The organism is Robertkochia solimangrovi (assembly GCF_007279655.1).
Classification (GTDB): Bacteria; Bacteroidota; Bacteroidia; order Flavobacteriales; family Flavobacteriaceae; genus Robertkochia; species Robertkochia solimangrovi.
The window spans coordinates 14664-34585 of the sequence record NZ_QKWN01000018.1 but is presented as its reverse complement, the minus strand read 5'-3'; the positions used below and the strand labels follow the sequence as shown (position 1 = coordinate 34585).

General features: G+C 41.2%; 15 protein-coding genes. 8 read left to right on the top strand and 7 right to left on the bottom strand.

Annotated elements, in window-relative coordinates:
- Nucleotides 1-118: 118 nt before the first annotated feature.
- Both DMZ48_RS18420 and DMZ48_RS18415 read right to left on the bottom strand, forming a co-directional pair.
- Nucleotides 119-1096, bottom strand: a complete 978-nt coding sequence (locus tag DMZ48_RS18420) for a PorP/SprF family type IX secretion system membrane protein (RefSeq protein ID WP_143956649.1) — start codon at nucleotides 1094-1096, stop codon at nucleotides 119-121.
- A gap of 1 nt (nucleotide 1097) precedes the next feature.
- On the bottom strand, nucleotides 1098-4583 hold the full coding sequence (locus DMZ48_RS18415) for a T9SS type B sorting domain-containing protein (RefSeq protein ID WP_162558761.1): 3486 nt from the start codon (nucleotides 4581-4583) through the stop codon (nucleotides 1098-1100).
- A gap of 214 nt (nucleotides 4584-4797) precedes the next feature.
- Between DMZ48_RS18415 and DMZ48_RS18410 the strand changes: the two genes are divergently transcribed.
- On the top strand, nucleotides 4798-6498 hold the full coding sequence (locus tag DMZ48_RS18410; protein ID WP_143956647.1) for an AraC family transcriptional regulator: 1701 nt from the start codon (nucleotides 4798-4800) through the stop codon (nucleotides 6496-6498).
- 121 nt (nucleotides 6499-6619) lie between these two features.
- On the opposite strand, the gene katG is transcribed toward DMZ48_RS18410, so the two are convergent.
- Nucleotides 6620-8866: a catalase/peroxidase HPI gene (gene katG, locus DMZ48_RS18405; RefSeq protein WP_422395446.1), complete on the bottom strand. Its 2247-nt coding sequence runs from the start codon at nucleotides 8864-8866 to the stop codon at nucleotides 6620-6622.
- 224 nt (nucleotides 8867-9090) lie between these two features.
- On the opposite strand from katG, the gene DMZ48_RS18400 reads away from it, so the two are divergent.
- The 7 genes from DMZ48_RS18400 to DMZ48_RS18370 all read left to right on the top strand — a co-directional run bounded on the left by DMZ48_RS18400 (nucleotide 9091) and on the right by DMZ48_RS18370 (nucleotide 15397).
- On the top strand, nucleotides 9091-10029 hold the full coding sequence (locus DMZ48_RS18400; RefSeq protein ID WP_143956645.1) for a hydrogen peroxide-inducible genes activator: 939 nt from the start codon (nucleotides 9091-9093) through the stop codon (nucleotides 10027-10029).
- A gap of 71 nt (nucleotides 10030-10100) precedes the next feature.
- Nucleotides 10101-10679 (top strand): PhnA domain-containing protein, encoded by a 579-nt coding sequence (locus DMZ48_RS18395; RefSeq protein WP_143956644.1) that lies wholly within the window; start codon nucleotides 10101-10103, stop codon nucleotides 10677-10679.
- Nucleotides 10680-10836: 157 nt separating this feature from the next.
- Complete coding sequence (locus DMZ48_RS18390) at nucleotides 10837-11907, top strand: efflux RND transporter periplasmic adaptor subunit (protein ID WP_143956643.1); 1071 nt, start codon at nucleotides 10837-10839, stop codon at nucleotides 11905-11907.
- The gene (locus tag DMZ48_RS18385) at nucleotides 11907-13169 is read left to right on the top strand and encodes an ABC transporter permease (protein WP_143956652.1); all 1263 of its coding nucleotides are present in this window, start codon (nucleotides 11907-11909) and stop codon (nucleotides 13167-13169) included. Before DMZ48_RS18390 ends, DMZ48_RS18385 begins: the two co-directional genes overlap by 1 nt.
- 46 nt (nucleotides 13170-13215) lie before the next feature.
- Nucleotides 13216-13848 carry an ABC transporter ATP-binding protein gene (locus DMZ48_RS18380; RefSeq protein WP_242009254.1) on the top strand — a complete coding sequence of 211 codons (633 nt, stop codon included), beginning with the start codon at nucleotides 13216-13218 and terminating at the stop codon, nucleotides 13846-13848.
- A 200-nt stretch (nucleotides 13849-14048) separates the two neighbouring features.
- Nucleotides 14049-14432 (top strand): hypothetical protein, encoded by a 384-nt coding sequence (locus DMZ48_RS18375; protein WP_143956641.1) that lies wholly within the window; start codon nucleotides 14049-14051, stop codon nucleotides 14430-14432.
- A gap of 65 nt (nucleotides 14433-14497) precedes the next feature.
- Entirely contained in the window at nucleotides 14498-15397 is a 900-nt protein-coding gene (locus DMZ48_RS18370) for a L,D-transpeptidase (RefSeq protein WP_143956640.1), read from the top strand.
- 32 nt (nucleotides 15398-15429) lie between these two features.
- On the opposite strand, the gene DMZ48_RS18365 is transcribed toward DMZ48_RS18370, so the two are convergent.
- From DMZ48_RS18365 to DMZ48_RS18350, 4 genes are all read right to left on the bottom strand, one after another.
- A complete protein-coding gene (locus DMZ48_RS18365) occupies nucleotides 15430-16422 on the bottom strand; it encodes an MlaD family protein (RefSeq protein ID WP_143956639.1) in 993 nt (330 codons plus the stop codon).
- A 6-nt stretch (nucleotides 16423-16428) separates the two neighbouring features.
- Nucleotides 16429-17184: an ABC transporter ATP-binding protein gene (locus DMZ48_RS18360; RefSeq protein WP_143956638.1), complete on the bottom strand. Its 756-nt coding sequence runs from the start codon at nucleotides 17182-17184 to the stop codon at nucleotides 16429-16431.
- A 14-nt stretch (nucleotides 17185-17198) separates the two neighbouring features.
- Nucleotides 17199-17981 (bottom strand): MlaE family ABC transporter permease, encoded by a 783-nt coding sequence (locus DMZ48_RS18355; RefSeq protein ID WP_143956637.1) that lies wholly within the window; start codon nucleotides 17979-17981, stop codon nucleotides 17199-17201.
- Nucleotides 17982-18136: 155 nt separating this feature from the next.
- Entirely contained in the window at nucleotides 18137-19855 is a 1719-nt protein-coding gene (locus tag DMZ48_RS18350) for an adenosylcobalamin-dependent ribonucleoside-diphosphate reductase (protein ID WP_143956636.1), read from the bottom strand.
- Nucleotides 19856-19922 lie beyond the last annotated feature (67 nt).

The following is a 19922-nucleotide window of genomic DNA, read 5'->3' as shown; positions in this document are numbered from 1 at the left end:
AGGGAAGACTTTAGATTGGTTTTCCCTTCCAGTTCCACCCTTTAGGGCCGGGGTCAGAGAATTGGGAGGGAATAGAATTGAGAATTGAGTGGTGAGTTTTGATTTCTGCTTCAAGCTATTATAGTGTTTGCCCGGAATATCCCCTGCCGAAGCGAAAACTCAGGGAGAGTCCGTGCACATTGGTTATCGGTGAATTATTAGTCCGGTAGTTATAAGAATAGCTGAATCTCAAATTATCAAAAGCATAAAATCCTGCCAAAAAATTAAACATGGAAGAGCTCCGGTAGCCAATACCCGCTTCAATTCGCTGTCTATAACTCAACAGTACGTTAATATCTACCTGAAAAGGACTTCCCTCTTCATATTTGATGAGTGTATTGGGTTTGATCATGAACTCCTCCATCGAATCTGTAAAAATCCGTAATCCAAAGTATGCATAGTACGGCGTACTCAGGTTTATTCCTTTCTCTCCCGACCATGAATTTCCTAATATATTAGGCACTGAGATACCCGCATAGAGATTTCGCCTATTAAAGAGAAATCCTATACCGATCACAGGAACGGTAGTCTGTAAATTCTCAGCAAACTCAATATCATTCTGCATTCCCAGTTCCATCAGATCTTCACTATAAGAAAGTACTCCTGCCGTGATCCCAAAAGATAAGACCTGCGGATTAAGCCCAAACCACCGGGGTTGATCATAGTCATGACCAAAGCGTAATTTATAGGAATAGGAGGCAAAGAATTTTGATGCACTTGAGACGCCGATCCTGTCTGCCATAAAACCACCCCCCAGTCCCATCTTACCACGATTCAGGGATGTGTTATAGGTTACCGTCTGGGTTTGCGGACTCCCTTCTATGGAGGTACCGAACCCTGAGCCAGACAAAACCAATTCCGCTTCCGAATACAACCCGGCATGTGCAGGATTCAGGATCATGGCATTATAGGTGTATTCTGAAAAGACCGGTGTTTGCTGAGCCGTGACACGCACTGTTACAAGTAAAATCAAGAGTAAAGCAATTACCGATATCGGGCTTTGATACTTTGATGTTTTTTTTTCTACTTGTTGAAGTATTGTTTTCAAGTCTTTCATACTAACGTTTTAATACAATAAATCCCTTGAGATCCGTAATATTATGAGGTTCATCTATCGTAATATTATAGAAATAGGTTCCTTCCGGTAATTTGCCGCCTCCTAGTCCGGTTAACCGATTTGCTTCCCCATTGAATACTTTGGAATCATTGTCATAGCCCTTGATTTCAAAAACAAGCTCCCCCCATCGATTATAAATCGAAACCATATTATGAGGATACATTTCCAGACCAACGATCTTCCAGTAATCATTTATGCCGTCCCCATTTGCCGAAATACCGTATTTCGTGGATTCATCAGGGTAAACTTTCCCGGTATTGAAATAAGATTCATCGCAATTAACAGCTTCACCGGCAGCATTGTAAGGTGTGATATTGATATAGATTCTGCGGTCTTCCGGCAATTGGGAGATAAATGTAAATTCGGTCACATTACCTACGTCTTCATTAGTAACGATATCTGTTCCACCGGAGCTGGTCCCTGCGCTTAATCGATATCCTGTAGCATGCATACTACTACTCCACCGAAGTCTCACATTAGGATGTACTTCATTGGCTCCATTTAACGGCGATACAAGCGTAACGCAATGTGGTATTGAAAGCAAAGATTCTGTTGTAAAGCTGACTTCCATACAGTCTTCTGCGGCACCTGCTAAATTATAGGGGATGATCTTCACATAGATCGTAGTGCTTTCCGGAAGGGAGACGCTTGGTTGATAATATGCATGGTCTCCTACATCTGTATCATTAAGAATATCCGCTCCTCCGGAAAAGGTTCCAATACGTATTCGATACCCCTCCGCATTTCTGGCCCCGGTCCATTGAAACAAGGTGTTTACAGAAATATCCGTAGCTCCGCTCAGCGGTTGTACAAGCGATACACAATCCGGTATCGTCAGTAAGGTTTCTGTGGTAAAGCTTTCTTCGATACAACCCGTCGCTTCACCCGCGGCATTATATGGGATGATGCGAACATAGATCATCGTATTCTCCGGAAGATCGGCATTAAAACTATAAGCGGTTACTGCACCAACATCCTGATGATTTACAAGGTCAGTCCCACCGGATGTAGTCCCCACACTCAGGTAATACCCCTCTGCGGTAGTACTGTTATTCCACTGCAATCCGGTGTTGACGGCAACATTCATCCCTCCGCTCAGCGGTTGTACAAGCGATACACAATCCGGTATCGTCAGTAAGGTTTCTGTGGTAAAGCTTTCTTCGATACAACCCGTAGCTTCACCCGCGGCATTATATGGGATGATGCGAACATAGATCATCGTATTCTCCGGAAGATCGGCATCAAAACTATAAGCGGTTACAGCGCCAACATCCTGATGATTTACAAGGTCAGTCCCACCGGATGTAGTCCCCACACTCAGGTAATACCCCTCCGCGGTAGTACTGTTATTCCACTGCAATCCGGTGCTGACTGAGACATCTGATGCACTGGTGGGTATGGCTAACGAGGTACATTCCGGGAGGGTTAAACCTGATACCGTTGTAAAACTATCTTCAGAACAACCTGTAAGATCTCCTGAAGCATCATAAGGAGTGATCCGAACGTATATCGTGGTATTCTCTGCAAACAAAGTAGCAGGACTATACGTGGTCACCATACCGACATCTTCATTGTCGATAAGATCATTTCCGCCGGGAGTTGTACCTACACTGATCCTGAAACCACAAGCTCCGGTATTGTTTTCCCAGGACAAATCGGTATCGGTCGGAATAGCTGTTGCTCCATTTAACGGATAAGTCAATGAAACACATTCCAGCGCAGCTGCATTAATTTTTAAAGTGATGTCATTCCTGACCAACAAGAGATTTTGCCCATTATACCCTGCTCTTTCTGCATTTTCAAATGGCATCAGATCACTTGTTATTTCGCAATGGTATACACCTTCATTACAGGTTGTCAGTCCGGTAAGTTCCAGATCGGGTGAATCTGGTACATCAGGAATAACAACCCCATCCTTAAACCATTTATAATGGTTTTGTTTCCCACTCACGGTAGTTGATAAAATCACTGATTCTCCTGTATTCATTACCAGATCTTCCTCCTCATCTACCTTTCGCTGCGATGCATAATCATACGAATACGAACTGATCTCCCCATTCTGGCGCATTCCCAAATGCTGTAAATGAGTATCTTCAATATCGCCGAATTCAAATTTATTATATGCAAAAGTCAGTACAAATCCACTGGTTTCACCGGGAACTACCAAGGTTGAAAAATCAGGAACAAGGCCAGACATATAATTATTATCGAGATTCAGCCAGTAACTTCGTCCAAGTCCGTTATCATTCTTACGTATGTTATAGTATTGTTGAATAAGTTCATTTCCTGTTAATTGATTGCTTCTAACTTCCAGCTTTTCCAATAAAACACAATTTGTTATATCAAGGTCCGTAAGTTTATTACTGTTTGCATTCAGCCAGGTTAACATACTGTTTTGAGTCACATCGAGTTCAGTAAGGTTATTATTGGTCAATGTCAAATAACTTAGTGCTTTATTCTGAGTGACATCAATAGCATTCATTTTATTGTTCCATAAAATCAATGATCGCAGCTTCAGATTAGAAGTAATATCGATCTCCAGGGGAACTTCCTTGGTATCTCTGATCTCCAAATGCTCAAGATTCGGAACCAGATCGAAGGATAATGGAGTCGTAAAACTATGACGTACGACTACAAGAGTTTTGAATGTGTCAGTAGCTGGTAATTTAAGACTCCCGATCCAGGTATACACGAGACGTAGTGATTCAAGAGCTGTATATTCAGCGATAATATCAAAACTGTTAACATTGATCGACTGAATACTTACCTTTTTCAGGACGTTCTTAACGATGGGCATGATCAGGTTGGAAGAACCCGTATTCGTATCGATCGAAAAATCTTCTAACCCGTCAAGCTGACTCAGATCGATGGTCTGTAACGCGAGGTTATAAAAATCGATATATTTCAGCGTACTCGTTACCGGAAAGGTAACCTTGGTGAGATTTTCCGATTTTTCCACTAAAAGATCCACCAAGTTAATATTTGCAGACAGATCAAGTTCGGTAATTGGTCTGCTGTAACTGGTATTATTAAAGGCGTTACGACTGATGGAAAGAATTCTCAAAGCGAGGTTCTTTGAAAGATCGAGGGTTGTCAGAATCTGATTATCCCGACAATAGAACCTTTCCAGTTTGGTCAGAATGCTCAGATCAACAGTTGTAAACTGGTTATCCGCAAGATTGAGACTCACCAAGTTTACAAAGGCACCCAAACCCGTAAGATCGGTAATATCATTCCGGGTAAAGTTCAGTTCAGTCACGGCGCTTGCATCACTGTTGAGTATATTCCCGTTCGCCCCATTGGTATCGTAACCTTCCGCGATCAGAAATTGTTCAAAGTTACTATCCGGAATTGCTGTAGTCTGTGCAGAAACAGTAGTAAAATAAACGGGCAATAGCACAATTAGCCAGACAAAGATGGTTCTCATGGTTTTAAAGATTCGGGATGCTTTGGTGCATTTTGGGTACAATAATAGGTACCACCAATATTTTAAAAGTACCATCTGAGTGAGTGGCACCTTTTTTATCCGATAAAACCAGAGACAGACCTGTTGAATATTGTTATGATTTGTCGTAAAGACCTTACATTTGTCTGTGAATATTGCATCGGTATTCTGTAACTTTGAATTATACCCCAAACCAATGTCAAGTAAAGAAACAGTATTTAAAATGTTATCCCTAACCTGCATTGCAAATGCATTTTTCAAGCATTTTCTCATCTTTTCTGTTCTCATATGCAGACTTTCGTTTGGTCAGGAACAGCAACTATCAGATTACAAGCAAACCGTTTATGTAGATTTGAGCGAACAGCAATGTATCGTCTTACTCGATAGTTCCAAAGCCTCCTATAACCGCTCAGATTTCGAGAATTTTAAAAAATATAATGATACAGTTCTGGTTATAGCTAAGGATTTCAATCTGTTGGAATATGAGATCAAGGCGACGATCAATCAGGGAATTTATTTTAATATCACCGATGCATACGAGAAATCTCTCATAGCTTATCAAAAGGCTTTAAAACTCAATGAGCGAAGCAGGAACCCGGAAAAAACAAGGATCAATATCCTGGTAAACCTGGCAGGTGTTTACAGTCAGATCGATAATACAGATAAAGTAATTAGCTGTATGACCGAGGTACTGGCATTAGCCAAAGCAAATGAAGTATCGGGACTCATTGAACTGGCGGCCCTCAACGGCCTGGGTAATAGCTATACCAAAAAAGAAGAATATGATACGGCTCTCAAATACCTGTATCAGATGAAAGATCTGGCCGTTGACCTGCAAAGTACGCAAGGCGTAAGCACTGCCCTTGATAATATCGGCTATTCTTTTTTTCAACAGGAAAAATGGGATGAAGTTATCAGTGTTGGAGAAGAATCTCTACAGTATTCAAGCCTTCATGATCTGAGTCCAAGACCTGTGACCCTTTTAAATTTGGGTATGTCTTATGTTAAAAAGAATATACCTGAAAAAGCCATTCCTTATTTAAAAGAGGTATTGAACTTATCCCGGGAACGGCACGATGTCAAACTGGAGAAAGAAGGTCACCGACATCTGGCGAAAGCTTATGAACAATTAGGCGATTTTGAGCAGGCTCACAGGGAGCAGGAATATTATGCCGACCTGATGAAAGAACTGCTTAAGGAAGAATCCAGAGCGGCTTTACTGGATAAAGAACATGACGCAGCTGTTGATAAAAAACAGATCGAAGCTGCACTTGACCATCTATCGTTACTTGACGACCGTAAGAGTAAAATCCTTGCTGGTGGAAGCATATCCATTCTTATATTGGGTGGCATGTTGTTCTTTTTTATCCGAAAGAAAAAAAATCTGGAGGCAGATCGCGAAAAATTCCAAGAATCCTATGCTCTGCTAAATGATCAAAATAAAGCACTGAAGACCAGACTAACCGAACTTGCCGCCAAAAAAAGTACTGACACCACAAAAAGTGCTCCTTATAAGAACTCATCACTAACTGAAGAAGACCGAAAAAAATATATGCAGATGATTCTTGATCACCTTGAGAAGGAGAAACCTTATCTTCAATTTGAATTTAATCAATCTGAACTTGCCTTGACACTTGCGATCAGCAAACAGCATCTCTCCGAAGTATTAAGGCTATGTTTCGATCAGAATTTCTATCAGCTGGTCAATCTTTACAGGGTTAACGAAGCTCAAAGGATTATGCAAGAACCGGAATACCATGACTATAAGATTCTGGCGATAGCATACGAAGCAGGTTTTAGCAGCAAGACTTCCTTCAATCGCGTATTTAAAGGTCATACCGGACTGACACCCTCTGAATATAGAAAAAAACTTTTTCCGCATACCACAACAGCGTAAAGACGAACGCTGTATTTGACGTTGAACTTATAACAAAATGGCGATCTGAAGGAATAGTTCCATCAAACCGCCATCTGAAATGAATTGCATCAATAATCAGGGAAAACCCTGTTTTTCCATATTAGTTCAGATCAAATCGATCCAGGTTCATCACCTTAGTCCATGCAGCGACAAAATCCTTGACGAATTTTTCTTTGGCATCATCACTGGCATAGACCTCTGCGATCGCTCTTAATTCAGAATTGGATCCAAAGATCAGATCAGCTCTGCTAGCTTTCCAGCGTACGTCTTCCGTTCCTCTGACTGTACCGGCAAACTCGAGTTCTGATTCAGAAACAGGAGTCCATTCAGTTCCCATATCCAGAAGATTGATAAAGAATGTATTGTTCAATACGCTGGGTGTTGTCGTAAGTATTCCCGTATCGGAATCATCGAAATTCGCATTTAGTGCACGCATTCCTCCAACCAGAACGGTCATCTCCGGAGCGGTCAGGGTGAGCAATTGCGCTTTATCGATGAGCAACTCTTCGGTAGTAAGCGTATAATGCTTCTTCTGATAATTTCTGAATCCGTCTGCCATAGGTTCCAAAACCGCAAATGAATGGATATCGGTTTGTTCCTGAGTGGCATCCATTCTTCCGGGATTGAGTGGAACTTCCACGGATACACCTGCAGCGTTCGCCGCCTGCTCTACGGCTGCATTACCCCCAAGTACGATAAGGTCGGCTATAGAGACCTTTTTATTACCGGAATTAGCATTGAAATCATTTTGTATCTTTTCGTAAACCGACAATACTTCCTTCAATTGTTTCGGATTGTTACATTCCCAGTTGATTTGAGGTTCCAGTCTGATACGTGCTCCATTTGCCCCCCCTCTTCGGTCAGATCCACGGTATGAAGATGCAGAAGCCCAGGCGGTTTTGATCAATTGGTTTTGCGGTATCCCTGAATTCAAAATCTCCTTCTTCAGACGATCGATATCATTCTTAGTCACAAGCTCATGATCACGAACCGGTATCGGATCCTGCCAGATAAATTCCTGCTCAGGAACTTCCGGCCCCATATAGGTTGTCTTAGGCCCCATATCTCTGTGGGTAAGTTTGAACCATGCTCTGGCAAAAGCCTCATCAAAAGATTTTGGATTTTCTAAGAATGCCTTGCACACTTTGTTATACTCAGGATCAAATCTCAAAGCCAGATCCGAGGTAAGCATGGTAGGTCTGTGACGTTTGTTCTCATCAAATGCATCCGGGAAGATCTCACCGGCATCTTTAGCAACCCATTGATGAGCTCCGGCAGGACTTTTGGTAAGTTCCCACTCGTAGCTAAACAGGGTATTCAGAAACGCATAACTGTATCGTGTAGGGGTAGGTGTCCAGATTACTTCAAGTCCGGAGGTGATTGCATCCTTTCCTTTTCCGGATTTATAGGAACTTTTCCAGCCCAATCCCTGTTCTTCAATACCTGCTGCTTCCGGAGAAGCACCTACATTGTCGGCCGATCCTGCACCATGGGTCTTCCCAAAAGTATGTCCCCCTGCGATCAGGGCAACGGTCTCTTCATCATTCATTCCCATCCTACCAAAAGAGATGCGTATGTTCTTAGCGGAAGCAACCGGATCAGGCACACCGTTAGGGCCTTCAGGATTCACGTAAATGAGTCCCATTTGTACGGCAGCCAGTGGATTTTCTATATCGAGATCCAGCTCTCCATCTTCATTCAATCTTCTTGACTCAAGCCATTCAGCTTCAGGTCCCCAGTAAATATCTTCCTGTGGCTCCCACACATCGGCTCTTCCTCCTGAGAAACCTAAAGTCTGGAATCCCATTGATTCCAGGGCTACATTTCCGGTAAGGATCATAAGATCTGCCCAGGAGATCTGCTTCCCGTATTTTTGTTTAATCGGCCATAATAATCTTCTTGCTTTATCGAGGTTGGCGTTATCAGGCCAGCTGTTTTGGGGTGCAAAACGCTGGATTCCCATTCTGGTTCCGCCACGGCCGTCTCCGGTACGATACGTTCCTGCACTGTGCCATGCCATACGTATGAATAAAGGTCCGTAGTGCCCATAATCGGCCGGCCACCAATCCTGAGAATTGGTCAGTACCGCTTCGATATCTTTTTTAAGTTGAAAGTAATCCAGTTGTTCGAATTCTTCCCCGTAATTGAACCCTTCATCCATCGGATCCTTTAACGCTGAATTCTGAGCCAGTACATCAACGTTTAGCTTGTTCGGCCACCAATCATCATTCGATTTTATGACTGATACCTGTTCTTTTTTGTGTCCTTTATCAAATCCAAAAGGACAACCTCCGCTTTCATTACCTGATTCCGTGGATGGTTTGTTACACGCAACTATCAGTAGCATAGAAGCTACCCCCGATAGTAGATTGTTTCTCATAAGTATGTGATTATTTGATTTTTAAAAGCCCTATAAACCTTGTACACTCCCCGATTTTAGAAAGATGATACCTGCAGATCCATAAGTGTTTTTTTAATTCGGGCGCAAACATAGAACCTTGATTTTATTTATAAAAACGATATTATCTATGATAACATTGACATTGTGAATAATTAATTACTTTTGCCGTTATGAACATTCAGCAATTTCAATATGTCCTTGCCGTGGTGGACTCGAAAAATTTTGAGAATGCGGCAGATAGGTGTTTTGTAACGCAGTCCACCCTGAGTACGATGATCGGACGATTCGAGAGTGAGATCGGCATAAAAATTTTCAACAGAAGAACGAAACCGGTTTCCATAACACCGGAAGGTCAACATATCATTAGCCGATTACGTATCATTCAGAACGAGATCGAGCAGCTTGGAAATATGGTTCAGGAATTAAAAGACGAAATGGTAGGTGAACTAAGGATCGGCATCATTTCGACTATAGCTCCCTATCTGTTACCACGATTCCTTCCGGAATTTGCTAAAAGATTTCCAAAAGTAAAGACCATCGTTAAAGAGATTCCAACCGCTCAGATACAAAAAGATCTTAAAGACCGTAATCTGGATGTAGGCATTCTCGCGATCCCCATCGGAGATCATGAACTGGTGGAGCAGGAACTCTATACGGAGCCTTTCCTGATATATGATTGTAAAGAGGGTAATGCAAAGCGAAAAATAGCAGTCACCGAACTCGATTACTCGAAATTATGGCTGCTTCAGGAAGGTCATTGCCTTCGCACACAAGTCTATCATATTTGTGAAAGATCAAATCTTTCTCCCAAAAATGATCTGAACTTTGAATTTGAATCCGGATCTATGGATAGTCTCCTCCGCTTTACTAAAGGAAATAAAGGAATCACCATTCTACCCTATTTGGCGGCACTGGATCTGCCCGAAACAGACCGATCTGATCTGGTAGCCTTTGAATCCCCCGTCCCTGTCCGGTCGATCGGACTTCTTACTCACAAAGATTTTGTGCGAAAACAATTGTTGCAGGAACTAAACAAGGTGATCAGGGAATCGGTAAATGGTCTGATCCCGGACGAAGGATCCATAGATGTGGTAAATCCTTTAAAATAGCAGTGACATCCATTACTTTCAGGCGCTTTAAAAATTTTAAAAATCGTATTTTTACGATCTAAAATCATTCCATGACCCTTGTTGAAAATAAATTAAGAGCACGAGCAAACAACAAATGTGAACTATGTAATGCAGAGGAAGCGCTGCAGGTATATAGTGTACCTCCTCACGAAGAATTTGATGAAGATTCCTCCATACTTATTTGTAAGACCTGTAAAGAGCAGATAGAAGACCCCGAAAAACGTGATAGTAATCACTGGCGCTGTCTAAATGAAAGTATGTGGAATGAGTATTTACCGGTTCAGATCGTATCCTGGAGGATGTTGAATCAGTTGAGATCAGAAGGATGGCCACAGGATCTGCTGGATATGATGTATCTCGATGAAGACGCGATGAAATGGGCAAAAGCAACGGAAACTTCCGGCGATAGTGAAGCAGTCATTCATAAAGACAGTAATGGTAATCTTCTGGAAAATGGAGACACGGTAGTACTGATCAAGGATCTCGATGTAAAAGGTGCCAATTTTACCGCCAAACGCGGTACGGCAGTACACAGAATATCACTGGTTCATGATAATGCCGAGCATATCGAAGGAAGGGTTGAAGGTCAATATATCGTGATCCTCACCAAATTCGTAAAGAAAAAATAACCCAGCAATAATTTAAAAGGGACCCAATACCTTACCGGGTGCGTAACAAGCTGAATTATTCCTGAAAACCTATTATTATCAGCTGCAGACAGTGATAATTATCATTTTTAAAATGAAGGTTAAACCGGAAATTTAACTTGTCAATAATTACGTGATTATGAGGTATGTAATCCTTTTATTGGTCTTTATTTCGTGTAACCGAGACAATGATGCTGTATACCCTGAAGTCAGAACCATCACGGAATCGGTGTACTCCTCGGTGACCATCCAACCGGATAGCCTGTATCAGTTATTTGCTGCTGTTGGCGGTATCCTCGATCATAATTATGTAGAAGAAGGTGATCTCGTTCAAAAGGGAGATTCTCTGATACAGATCATCAACAATACACCAAAGCTCAATGCCGAAAATGCCACGCTGGCGTTGAAACTCGCCAGAGAGAATTACGAAGGAAGAGCTGCAGTACTCGATGAATTACAGGATGAGATACGCGCTGCACGATTGAAGTATCTCAACGACTCTATCAACTACTTCCGGCAGAAGAATCTTTGGAGCAGGCAGATCGGTTCGAAGATCGAACTGGATACGAGAAAACTCGCTTATGACCTGTCTTCAAATTCTCTGGAATTACTGTATGGCAAATATGAACGGATCAAACTGGAATTGGAAACCAATCTGAAACAAGCTGAAAACAATCTCAAAACCGCACGCATAGCAAATAAAGACTTTACCGTGACCAGTAAGATCAATGGTAAGGTTTACGCTTTATTCAAAAATTCTGGTGAAAAGGTTAGTGTTCAGGAACCGCTGGGAACTGTTGGTAATGCTGATACCTTTATCATTGAAATGCTCATAGATGAAGTTGATATTGTAAGTATCACAATTGGACAAAGAGTACTTGTCGATCTTGATGCATATAAGAACAAGGTCTTTGAAGCAAATGTTACAAAAATATATCCACAGAAAGACGAACGTTCTCAGACTTTTACGGTGGAAGCGCGATTTGCCGATCCACCTGAAGTACTGTATCCCGGATTATCGGGAGAAGCCAACATACTGATCGCTGTTAAGCAAGATGTTCTGACGATTCCTAAGAACTATCTCCTCAGTGGTGATCGGGTTAACACGAAAAATGGATTCATCGAGGTTAAAACCGGTCTTCAGGATCTGGAATATGTCGAGATTCTAGAAGGCATTGACCGATCGACTCCTCTGTTAAAACCGGAATGATGATCAACTGGAAGGTCTTACTCGGCATTGCAAAAACACATCTTCTTACAAAGATGAAATCTACTGTTACAGCTGCTTTGGGAGTGACCTTCGGAATTGGAGCCTATATTACACTGGTCAGTTTTATGACCGGATTGAATCAAATGCTGGATGATCTCATTCTAAACCAGACCCCACATATTCATATTTATAACGAGATCGAGCCTTCCGCCTCCCAACCAGTTTCCATATATGACGAATTCTCAGAGGCATGGAATATCGTACATTCCATAAAACCGAAACAAAGCCAGAAAAAGATACATAATGCGCTCCCTGTTTTAACCTACCTGAATAAGGATAACAAGGTAAAAGGAGCCACCGCTCAGGTAAGAACACAGATCTTCTATCTCTCCGGATCCATCGAACTTGGTGGGAATTTAACCGGAGTGAATATTGAAGAAGAAGTACGACTTTCCAATATGGCCGATTATATCGTAGAAGGCACCTACACCGACCTGATGAATAACGACAATGGTATTTTACTGGGAGCTGGGTTAGCGAAGAAGATGTCTTTAAAACCGGGTGACCGTGTACAGATCTCAACAGTTGATGGAAATATTTTTCCATTAAAAATCGTCGGCCTGTATCAAAGTGGTATTTCCGATATCGACAATATTCAAAGCTTTGCGAATATAAAGACTGTACAGCGCATCCTGGGGGAGGCTCAAAACTATATTACCGATATCAACATCAAATTGAACGATCTTACCCTGGCTCCCGAAATGGCACAAAAGCTGGAAAAGCAATTCAACGTAAAAGCCACTGACCTGAATGAAGCGAATGCACAGTTCGAGACCGGATCTTCCATCCGGAATCTGATCACCTATGCTGTTTCGGTAACGCTTTTAATCGTTGCCGGGTTCGGAATCTACAATATCCTGAATATGCTTATTTATGAAAAGATGAAGGATATCGCAATTCTTAAGGCTACCGGATTTTCCGGAACCGATGTGCAACTGATCTTTATGAGTCAGGCTATGATCATCGGGGTAATAGGCGGAGTGATCGGACTCATGATCGGTTACCTGCTGTCAAGGTTGATCGATCAGGCTGCGTTTGAAACTGAAGCCTTACCCACTATAACCACCTATCCGATCAATTATAATCCGTGGTACTATGTGATCGGAATCTCTTTTGCTTTGGTATCCACCTTTATCGCAGGCTATTTTCCCTCTCAGCGTGCTAAAAGAATCGATCCGGTTCGGATCATAAGAGGGAGCTAATTCAGAAGCAATGGTTTTAAGTACAAAAAATATCAATAAATACTTCATGAAGCCTGTCAAATACCACGTTCTTCATGATATCTCCTTTGATATCCGTTCTGGCGAATTCGTTTCCATCATCGGTAAATCGGGTTCCGGGAAATCTACCTTGCTGTATATATTGTCGACAATGGATACCGAATATGACGGACAACTCTATCTGAATGAGGAGCTGATCACCGGCAAGAAAACCACGGAATTATCCCGCATTAGGAACGAACATATCGGATTTGTGTTTCAGTTTCATTATCTGCTTTCAGAATTCAGTGTACTGGAAAATGTGATGTTACCAGCCAAAAAGCTTGGCAAGAAATCAAATACGGAGATACAAAACGACGCCCTTGAAAAATTATCGATGTTGCATATAGAGCATCTTGCCGATAAAAAGGCGAGCAGAATATCCGGTGGAGAAAAACAACGGGTAGCGATTGCACGAGCCCTGATCAATAATCCGACGATCCTTATGGGAGATGAGCCCACGGGTAATCTCGATAGCTATAATTCAGAAAATGTTTTGCAGATCTTTAAACGATTAAAAGAGGAACAGGGTCTTAGTCTTTTGATCGTTACCCATGATATGGATTTCGCCAAACGCACGGATCGTATCATCGAAATGGAGGATGGACGGATCTTAAAATAATTGTTTCAGGAAACTTTCTGCTAAATTATTAGTACCCGTATCAAATAATAAGTTCATCATAAACTTCGAACAAAAAATCCTTAATTTTTTGTTCACTACTTCCCCTTACCACATTATGAATATCCATGAAGGTTGAATTGATTTATATCATTTTAAAAAGCTTTGATTACAAATAAATTAGAGTTTTAAAACTCATAATCATGGAAAAGATCATCTATAATTCAGACTTACATTTCGAGCACCATCTATGGGAAAATGAAATTCTATTTTGGTTAGACGAGATTCATTCTTTTTTGAACAGGTTGGATGAAATCCAAAATAGATGGACCAACCCTGAGGTTTTGGTAGAAATGGGACAATTCGAACAGCATTTTATTTTGCAAAAGGGTAAAATCGAAGAATTACAAGCAGCGATTGAAGCTCATGAACAGCGGATTGCAGGACAGTATTTGGCTCATGAAGATTCTATTGACAGAGTCGCTTTGAAATATCATCAGGAAATGCGGGATAAAATGGCAACGCAGCGAAACATTTATAACGATCATAAAAGACGATTTTTTGACTTTTTAAGCAAATACCTGTAACCCGATTACCAGAAAGAACCAATCATTCCTTTTAACAGGGAATTTTAATTCATTGAAAGATCAAGATGAAAAATATTGTTCTGGCTTTTATAGTTCTTATTTCAACGCTCTGCGCAAGTGCACAAAATACCGAAACAGATACCACAGAAAAATCCACACAAAAATGGATCAGCATAAATAGGGATATAACCATTGCGGAATACTTCGAATATTTAGATTCTGTAATCGATCTGCAATCACCGGATATGCTCCTTACGGAACATCTGTTGATACGTGCAAATCCACGAATAATTGATTCGCTGGCCAATACCGATTATTATCTTCAGATCGCGAAAGATCGATTTGTATTCGATCAAAAAGCATCCGTTGTGTTGCATAAAGGGGATTCATTACGGCTACCTGATCCCGGTAATATAAAAACATTATCGCAAACCTTTCAGATTACGCTTATCGATATAAATATTCCTGAATTTAAGTTGCGTATCTATGAGGACTCAGTACTCATCCATACGTATCCCATAAGGGTTGGCAGAAATGAAAAGAAGTTTCTCGCTGTAAATAACCGCGTGACCAACCTTCAAACCATTACAGGAGATGGATATATAGTACGTTATGAAAAAGATCCGGTCTTTATTAATCCTGTAGATGGTAAACGTTTTTACCTCACCAAAAGAGATGATAACCGAACCACCCTAATGCCCCGGATTCCCTGGATAGAAACTAAAATCAATGGTATTCACAATGGGCAAATGATCCATCCTACCACCAATCCTGTAACATTGGGATTGGCTTACTCGAACGGCTGCATCGGAACCAATGAATCTGATATGTGGCATATCTACTACTATGCACCCATCGGTACAAAGGTTCGTATCCGATACGATCTGAATGTGGTTGATACCCTCGGTGTTCCAATATTACTAAAGGATATTTACCTGCGCGCGTTGGAGACCAACAAGAAATGAAGAACTGATTTCTCTATACAATTTCTATCCTCTCAATTATTCTCCTCCAGGGCTTTCCGCTTTTCTTCTTCCTTTTCCAGCTTTTTAAAGTACTTTCTAAAGAGAAAATTATGTTTTAATGCCTCCATATTCTGGTTGAAACGATCGGTGCCTTCCTCTATATGATCAATGGTGGCCTCGAGTTGTTTTACCAGAAGCGTATCGGTAGTCAGGTAATTTACGGCTCCTTCCCCCTGCTCTATATTTCTAACCAGCATATCGATAGAGGTCAAAGTAGAATCTAAAACACCCGAAGAAGATTCCAAATTATCAATCACTCGTTTCATCTTATTTGCTGCCAGAGTATCCGTTAATAATACACCTGCGACACTATTCTCGATAGAAATGGTATCGATGATTTGGTTGAACTTGGCTATTGAGATATTGAGGTTTGCAGTTGCGATCTTTAAATTGGCTATGGTTTTCTGAAGATCATTAGCCAGTAAGGTATCATTGAGAAGACGTCCCAACGTACCTTTACCCTGGACCAATGATTGAGAAACCTTCAATAGGTTTGAGGTCAGCAAAGCCGCATTTTCATTGGTCATATTCAGGGTATTCAACATATCGTCTGTCCCGATTCGGCTATAGGACTGTATGAAATCTCCATCGCTTACCGGAACTAAAGAATCTTTACCCGGTAAAATATTCACCACCATATTTCCGACAAGGCCATCAGATCCTATGGTAGCGATAGCATCTCTTTTTATATGCTCTTTGACATCCAGATTAATCATCATGACCACGGCAATGGTTGAGTCGTTCTCTATGATCAATGATTTAACCGTACCTACATCGATTCCGGAGAATCGCACATTGTTCCCGGGTTGCAATCCATTTACGTTATTAAATCTGGCACTGATACTAAAGGATTTGCTAAAAAGATTCTGCTGACTTCCAATTAGGTAAGCCGCAACAACCAGAAATATTGTTCCCAAAACTACCAGTACGCCAAGCCATATCTTCTCAGAAATTGATTTTGCCATGACTCACTATTTAAAAAATGCCCTAACCTTAGGATCGGTCATTTTCGTTAATTCATTAAAAGTTCCTTCGGCATAATTTATACCCTCCACTAATAAGATCATCCTGTCTGAAATAACGCGGGCACAATCAATATCATGCGTTATGATCAGGGAGGAAGTCTCAAATTTATCCTGAATGTTCATGATCAGTTCAATAATCTCTTTAGAGGTAATAGGATCCAGACCACTGGTAGGTTCATCATAAAAAATGATCTTAGGTCTCATGATTAAAGTTCGCGCCAGTGCAATTCTTCTTTTCATCCCTCCTGACAATTCATCAGGCATCAGATCTATAGCATGAGAAAGTCCAACATTCTCCAGCGCCTCATGCACTAAACTATCCGTTTTCACCTCTTTACCGAATCGATGTTTATGCCTTCGTAACGGAAATTCCAGGTTTTCCCGCACACTCATAGAATCATATAAGGCACTGCCCTGAAACAAAAATCCGATATCCGCTCTGAGTTCGTTGAACGCTTCCTTATCCAGTGACGTAATATCTTTACCCATCATTTCAATTGAACCACTATCCGCTTTTTCAAGTCCGACCATACATTTTATCAGTACAGATTTCCCGGACCCTGATTTTCCCATTATTACAAGGTTCTCTCCTTTATAAAGGATCATATTAAAACCATTAAGCACCCGATTCTGGCCGAATCGCTTTTTCAGTTCTCTGATTTTGATGATCTCAGTTTCGCTATGTGTTTCAGAGGCATTCATCCTTATAAAGTACCTTAGAGGTCATAGAAAATATCGGAAATAACAACCGCTACAAAATCCAGTAAAAATATGAGCATCGAAGCCATTACCACGGCACTATTCGCTGCCAATCCGACTCCTGCCGTTCCTTTTCTGGTATTATATCCCTTAAAACACCCAACGAGTCCGATCGCAAATCCAAAAAAGAAAGTCTTGATCGTCGCCGGAATCAGGTCTCCGAATTCCAAAGAATTAAAAACCTGATTAAAGTATAGGGTAAAAGACACATTTCCTTTGATATTTTCAATTAAAAATGAGCCATACAACGCCAATGCGTCTCCATATATAACCAATATCGGCACCATAAATGTAGTGGCCAGAATACGAGTCACCACCAGGTATTTAAATGGATTTGTTCCGGATACCTCCATAGCATCGATCTGCTCGGTCACCCTCATTGATCCCAGTTCAGCCCCCATGCCTGAAGCGATACGTCCGGCACAAATAAGAGCGATCACCACAGGACCAATCTCCCGAACTATAGAGATCCCTACCATCGCCGGCATCCAGGAAACTGCACCAAACTCTTCCAGCGTTGGTCTTGTTTGTAACGTAAGTACGAGTCCGATTATAAAACCAGTGATACTAACCAATGGAACTGACCGATTCCCTACATTATAGCATTGCCTTAAAAATTCATTAATTTCATAGGGAGGTCTGACAGATTCTTTAAAAAATCTACCTGCGAAAAAGGAGATTTCACCGATCTGGATGAAAAACTGCTTTATTCGGTTATCTGATGTCGATATACTAATCATTAAAATGCATCTCTATATCAAAAAACTCCTTCTTAAAGTGTATTAAAATTAATAATTTAAACTATTTAAAGCATTGATAATTATCATTTTACACTTCAACTCATGCATATAGTGTAAGTACTATCAGGTAGTGAACCAGGCTGTTCTTATTTCCTTCAGCAAGTCTGATTTAGTCCTAAACTACACTTTCGTAACACTTGTCCTGACTTACTACCCTCACGATAAATAGTGATTCCTTTCAAACCATATTCCCATGCAGTCAGGTAAATATTTGAAATATCGGCTGGGGAAGAATTGGTGGGTAGATTGATAGTCTTTGATACTGCATTATCCGTATAACGCTGGAATGCTTGCTGATGTTTTAAATGAAACTCCCATGGAATCTCCTGTGCGGTTTGAAATACTTTTATAAAAGAATCGGGTATATCAGGAATATCCTTAATGGATTTACCGGATAAGAGTTCTTCATAAATCCTGCTGTTCCACCTTCCCACCTTATTCATCTTTTTTATAAAAAGATGGTTTATTTCCGTTTGTGTTCTATCTCCCAGAATTCCGCTTCTATTAAAGGCAACGGCATACAAAGGCTCTATGGAGTAAGAGGTATTTGCTAGCACTGAAATAGATCCCGTAGGTGCAATACTATTAACAGTCGCGTTCCTCAAAGGCATTTTTCCGGCATAGGTACTGTCTTTCCAGCCTGGAAACACTCCCCTTTCAACCGCCAGTTCACGGGAGGCGTTTAAACTCCTTTCCTGAATGAATCGCATAAGGTCTTCAGCAAGAGAAACCGCCTGTATGGAGGCATAAGGTATTTCCAGTTGGATTAGTAATTCAGCCCACCCCATAACACCCAGTCCGATCTTCCTGTTCCTACGGGTAATGTCTTTAATTTCCGGAATGACATAATGGTTGACCGTGATTACATTATCCAAAAACCGAACAGCCAAAGTAATGATCTCTTCCAGCCTTTGCCAATCGATATGAACTACATCCCCTTTACTTCGAGTGATCAGCGATAAGTTCACCGATCCGAGATTACAGCTTTCATAATTTAATAACGGAACCTCACCACATGGATTGGTACTAAGAATTCTACCCTGAGCAGGAATAGGATTATCGGCATTGATCGAATCTAAGAACACCATACCAGGATCACCTGTCTGCCATGCCTGATCAATGATAAGATCCCAAATCTTATGGGCGCTTTCCTCGCTCATGATTTCACCATTTCTTGGGTTTATCAGATTCCAGATCCCGTTTCCTTTCAAAGCCTTCATGAAGTCATCGGTCATACCCACCGAAAGATTAAAGTTCTGAAGTACTCCCGCTTCTGACTTCAAAGTGATGAACTCCCTTATATCCGGATGATTCACATTAAGTATCCCCATATTGGCTCCTCTGCGTCTTCCGCCTTGTTTGACGTATTCAGTCGCAGCATCAAATAATTTCATGAATGCTAAAGGGCCGGAGGATGTACCCGATCTATTAGAGACCAAATCATTGGCGGGCCTCAGGTCTGAGAAATTAAATCCCGTACCTCCTCCGCTTTGATGTATCAATGCCGTGTTTTTTAAAGTTGTAAAGATACTTTCAAGACTATCGTTTACAGGTAGGACAAAACAGGCACTCAACTGACCTTTTTCCAGTCCGGAATTCATCAAGGTAGGTGAATTAGGAAGAAAATACCGAGCGCTCATCAGATTATAAAACTTCTCCTCCCAATGCAATCGGTTCTCAGATTCCGCAGAAGCAATACATCGGGCAACTCTTTTGAATAACTGCGTGGGGGATTCTGTGACCGATCCCGATTCATTCTTCAATAAATAGCGCTCCCGCAATATTTCCATTGCATTATCGGTGAATTTTCCCATGATACCCTAATATTTCTAAACCGGATAACGATGTACCCTTATGTTCAATAAACTACTTCGGTGAACT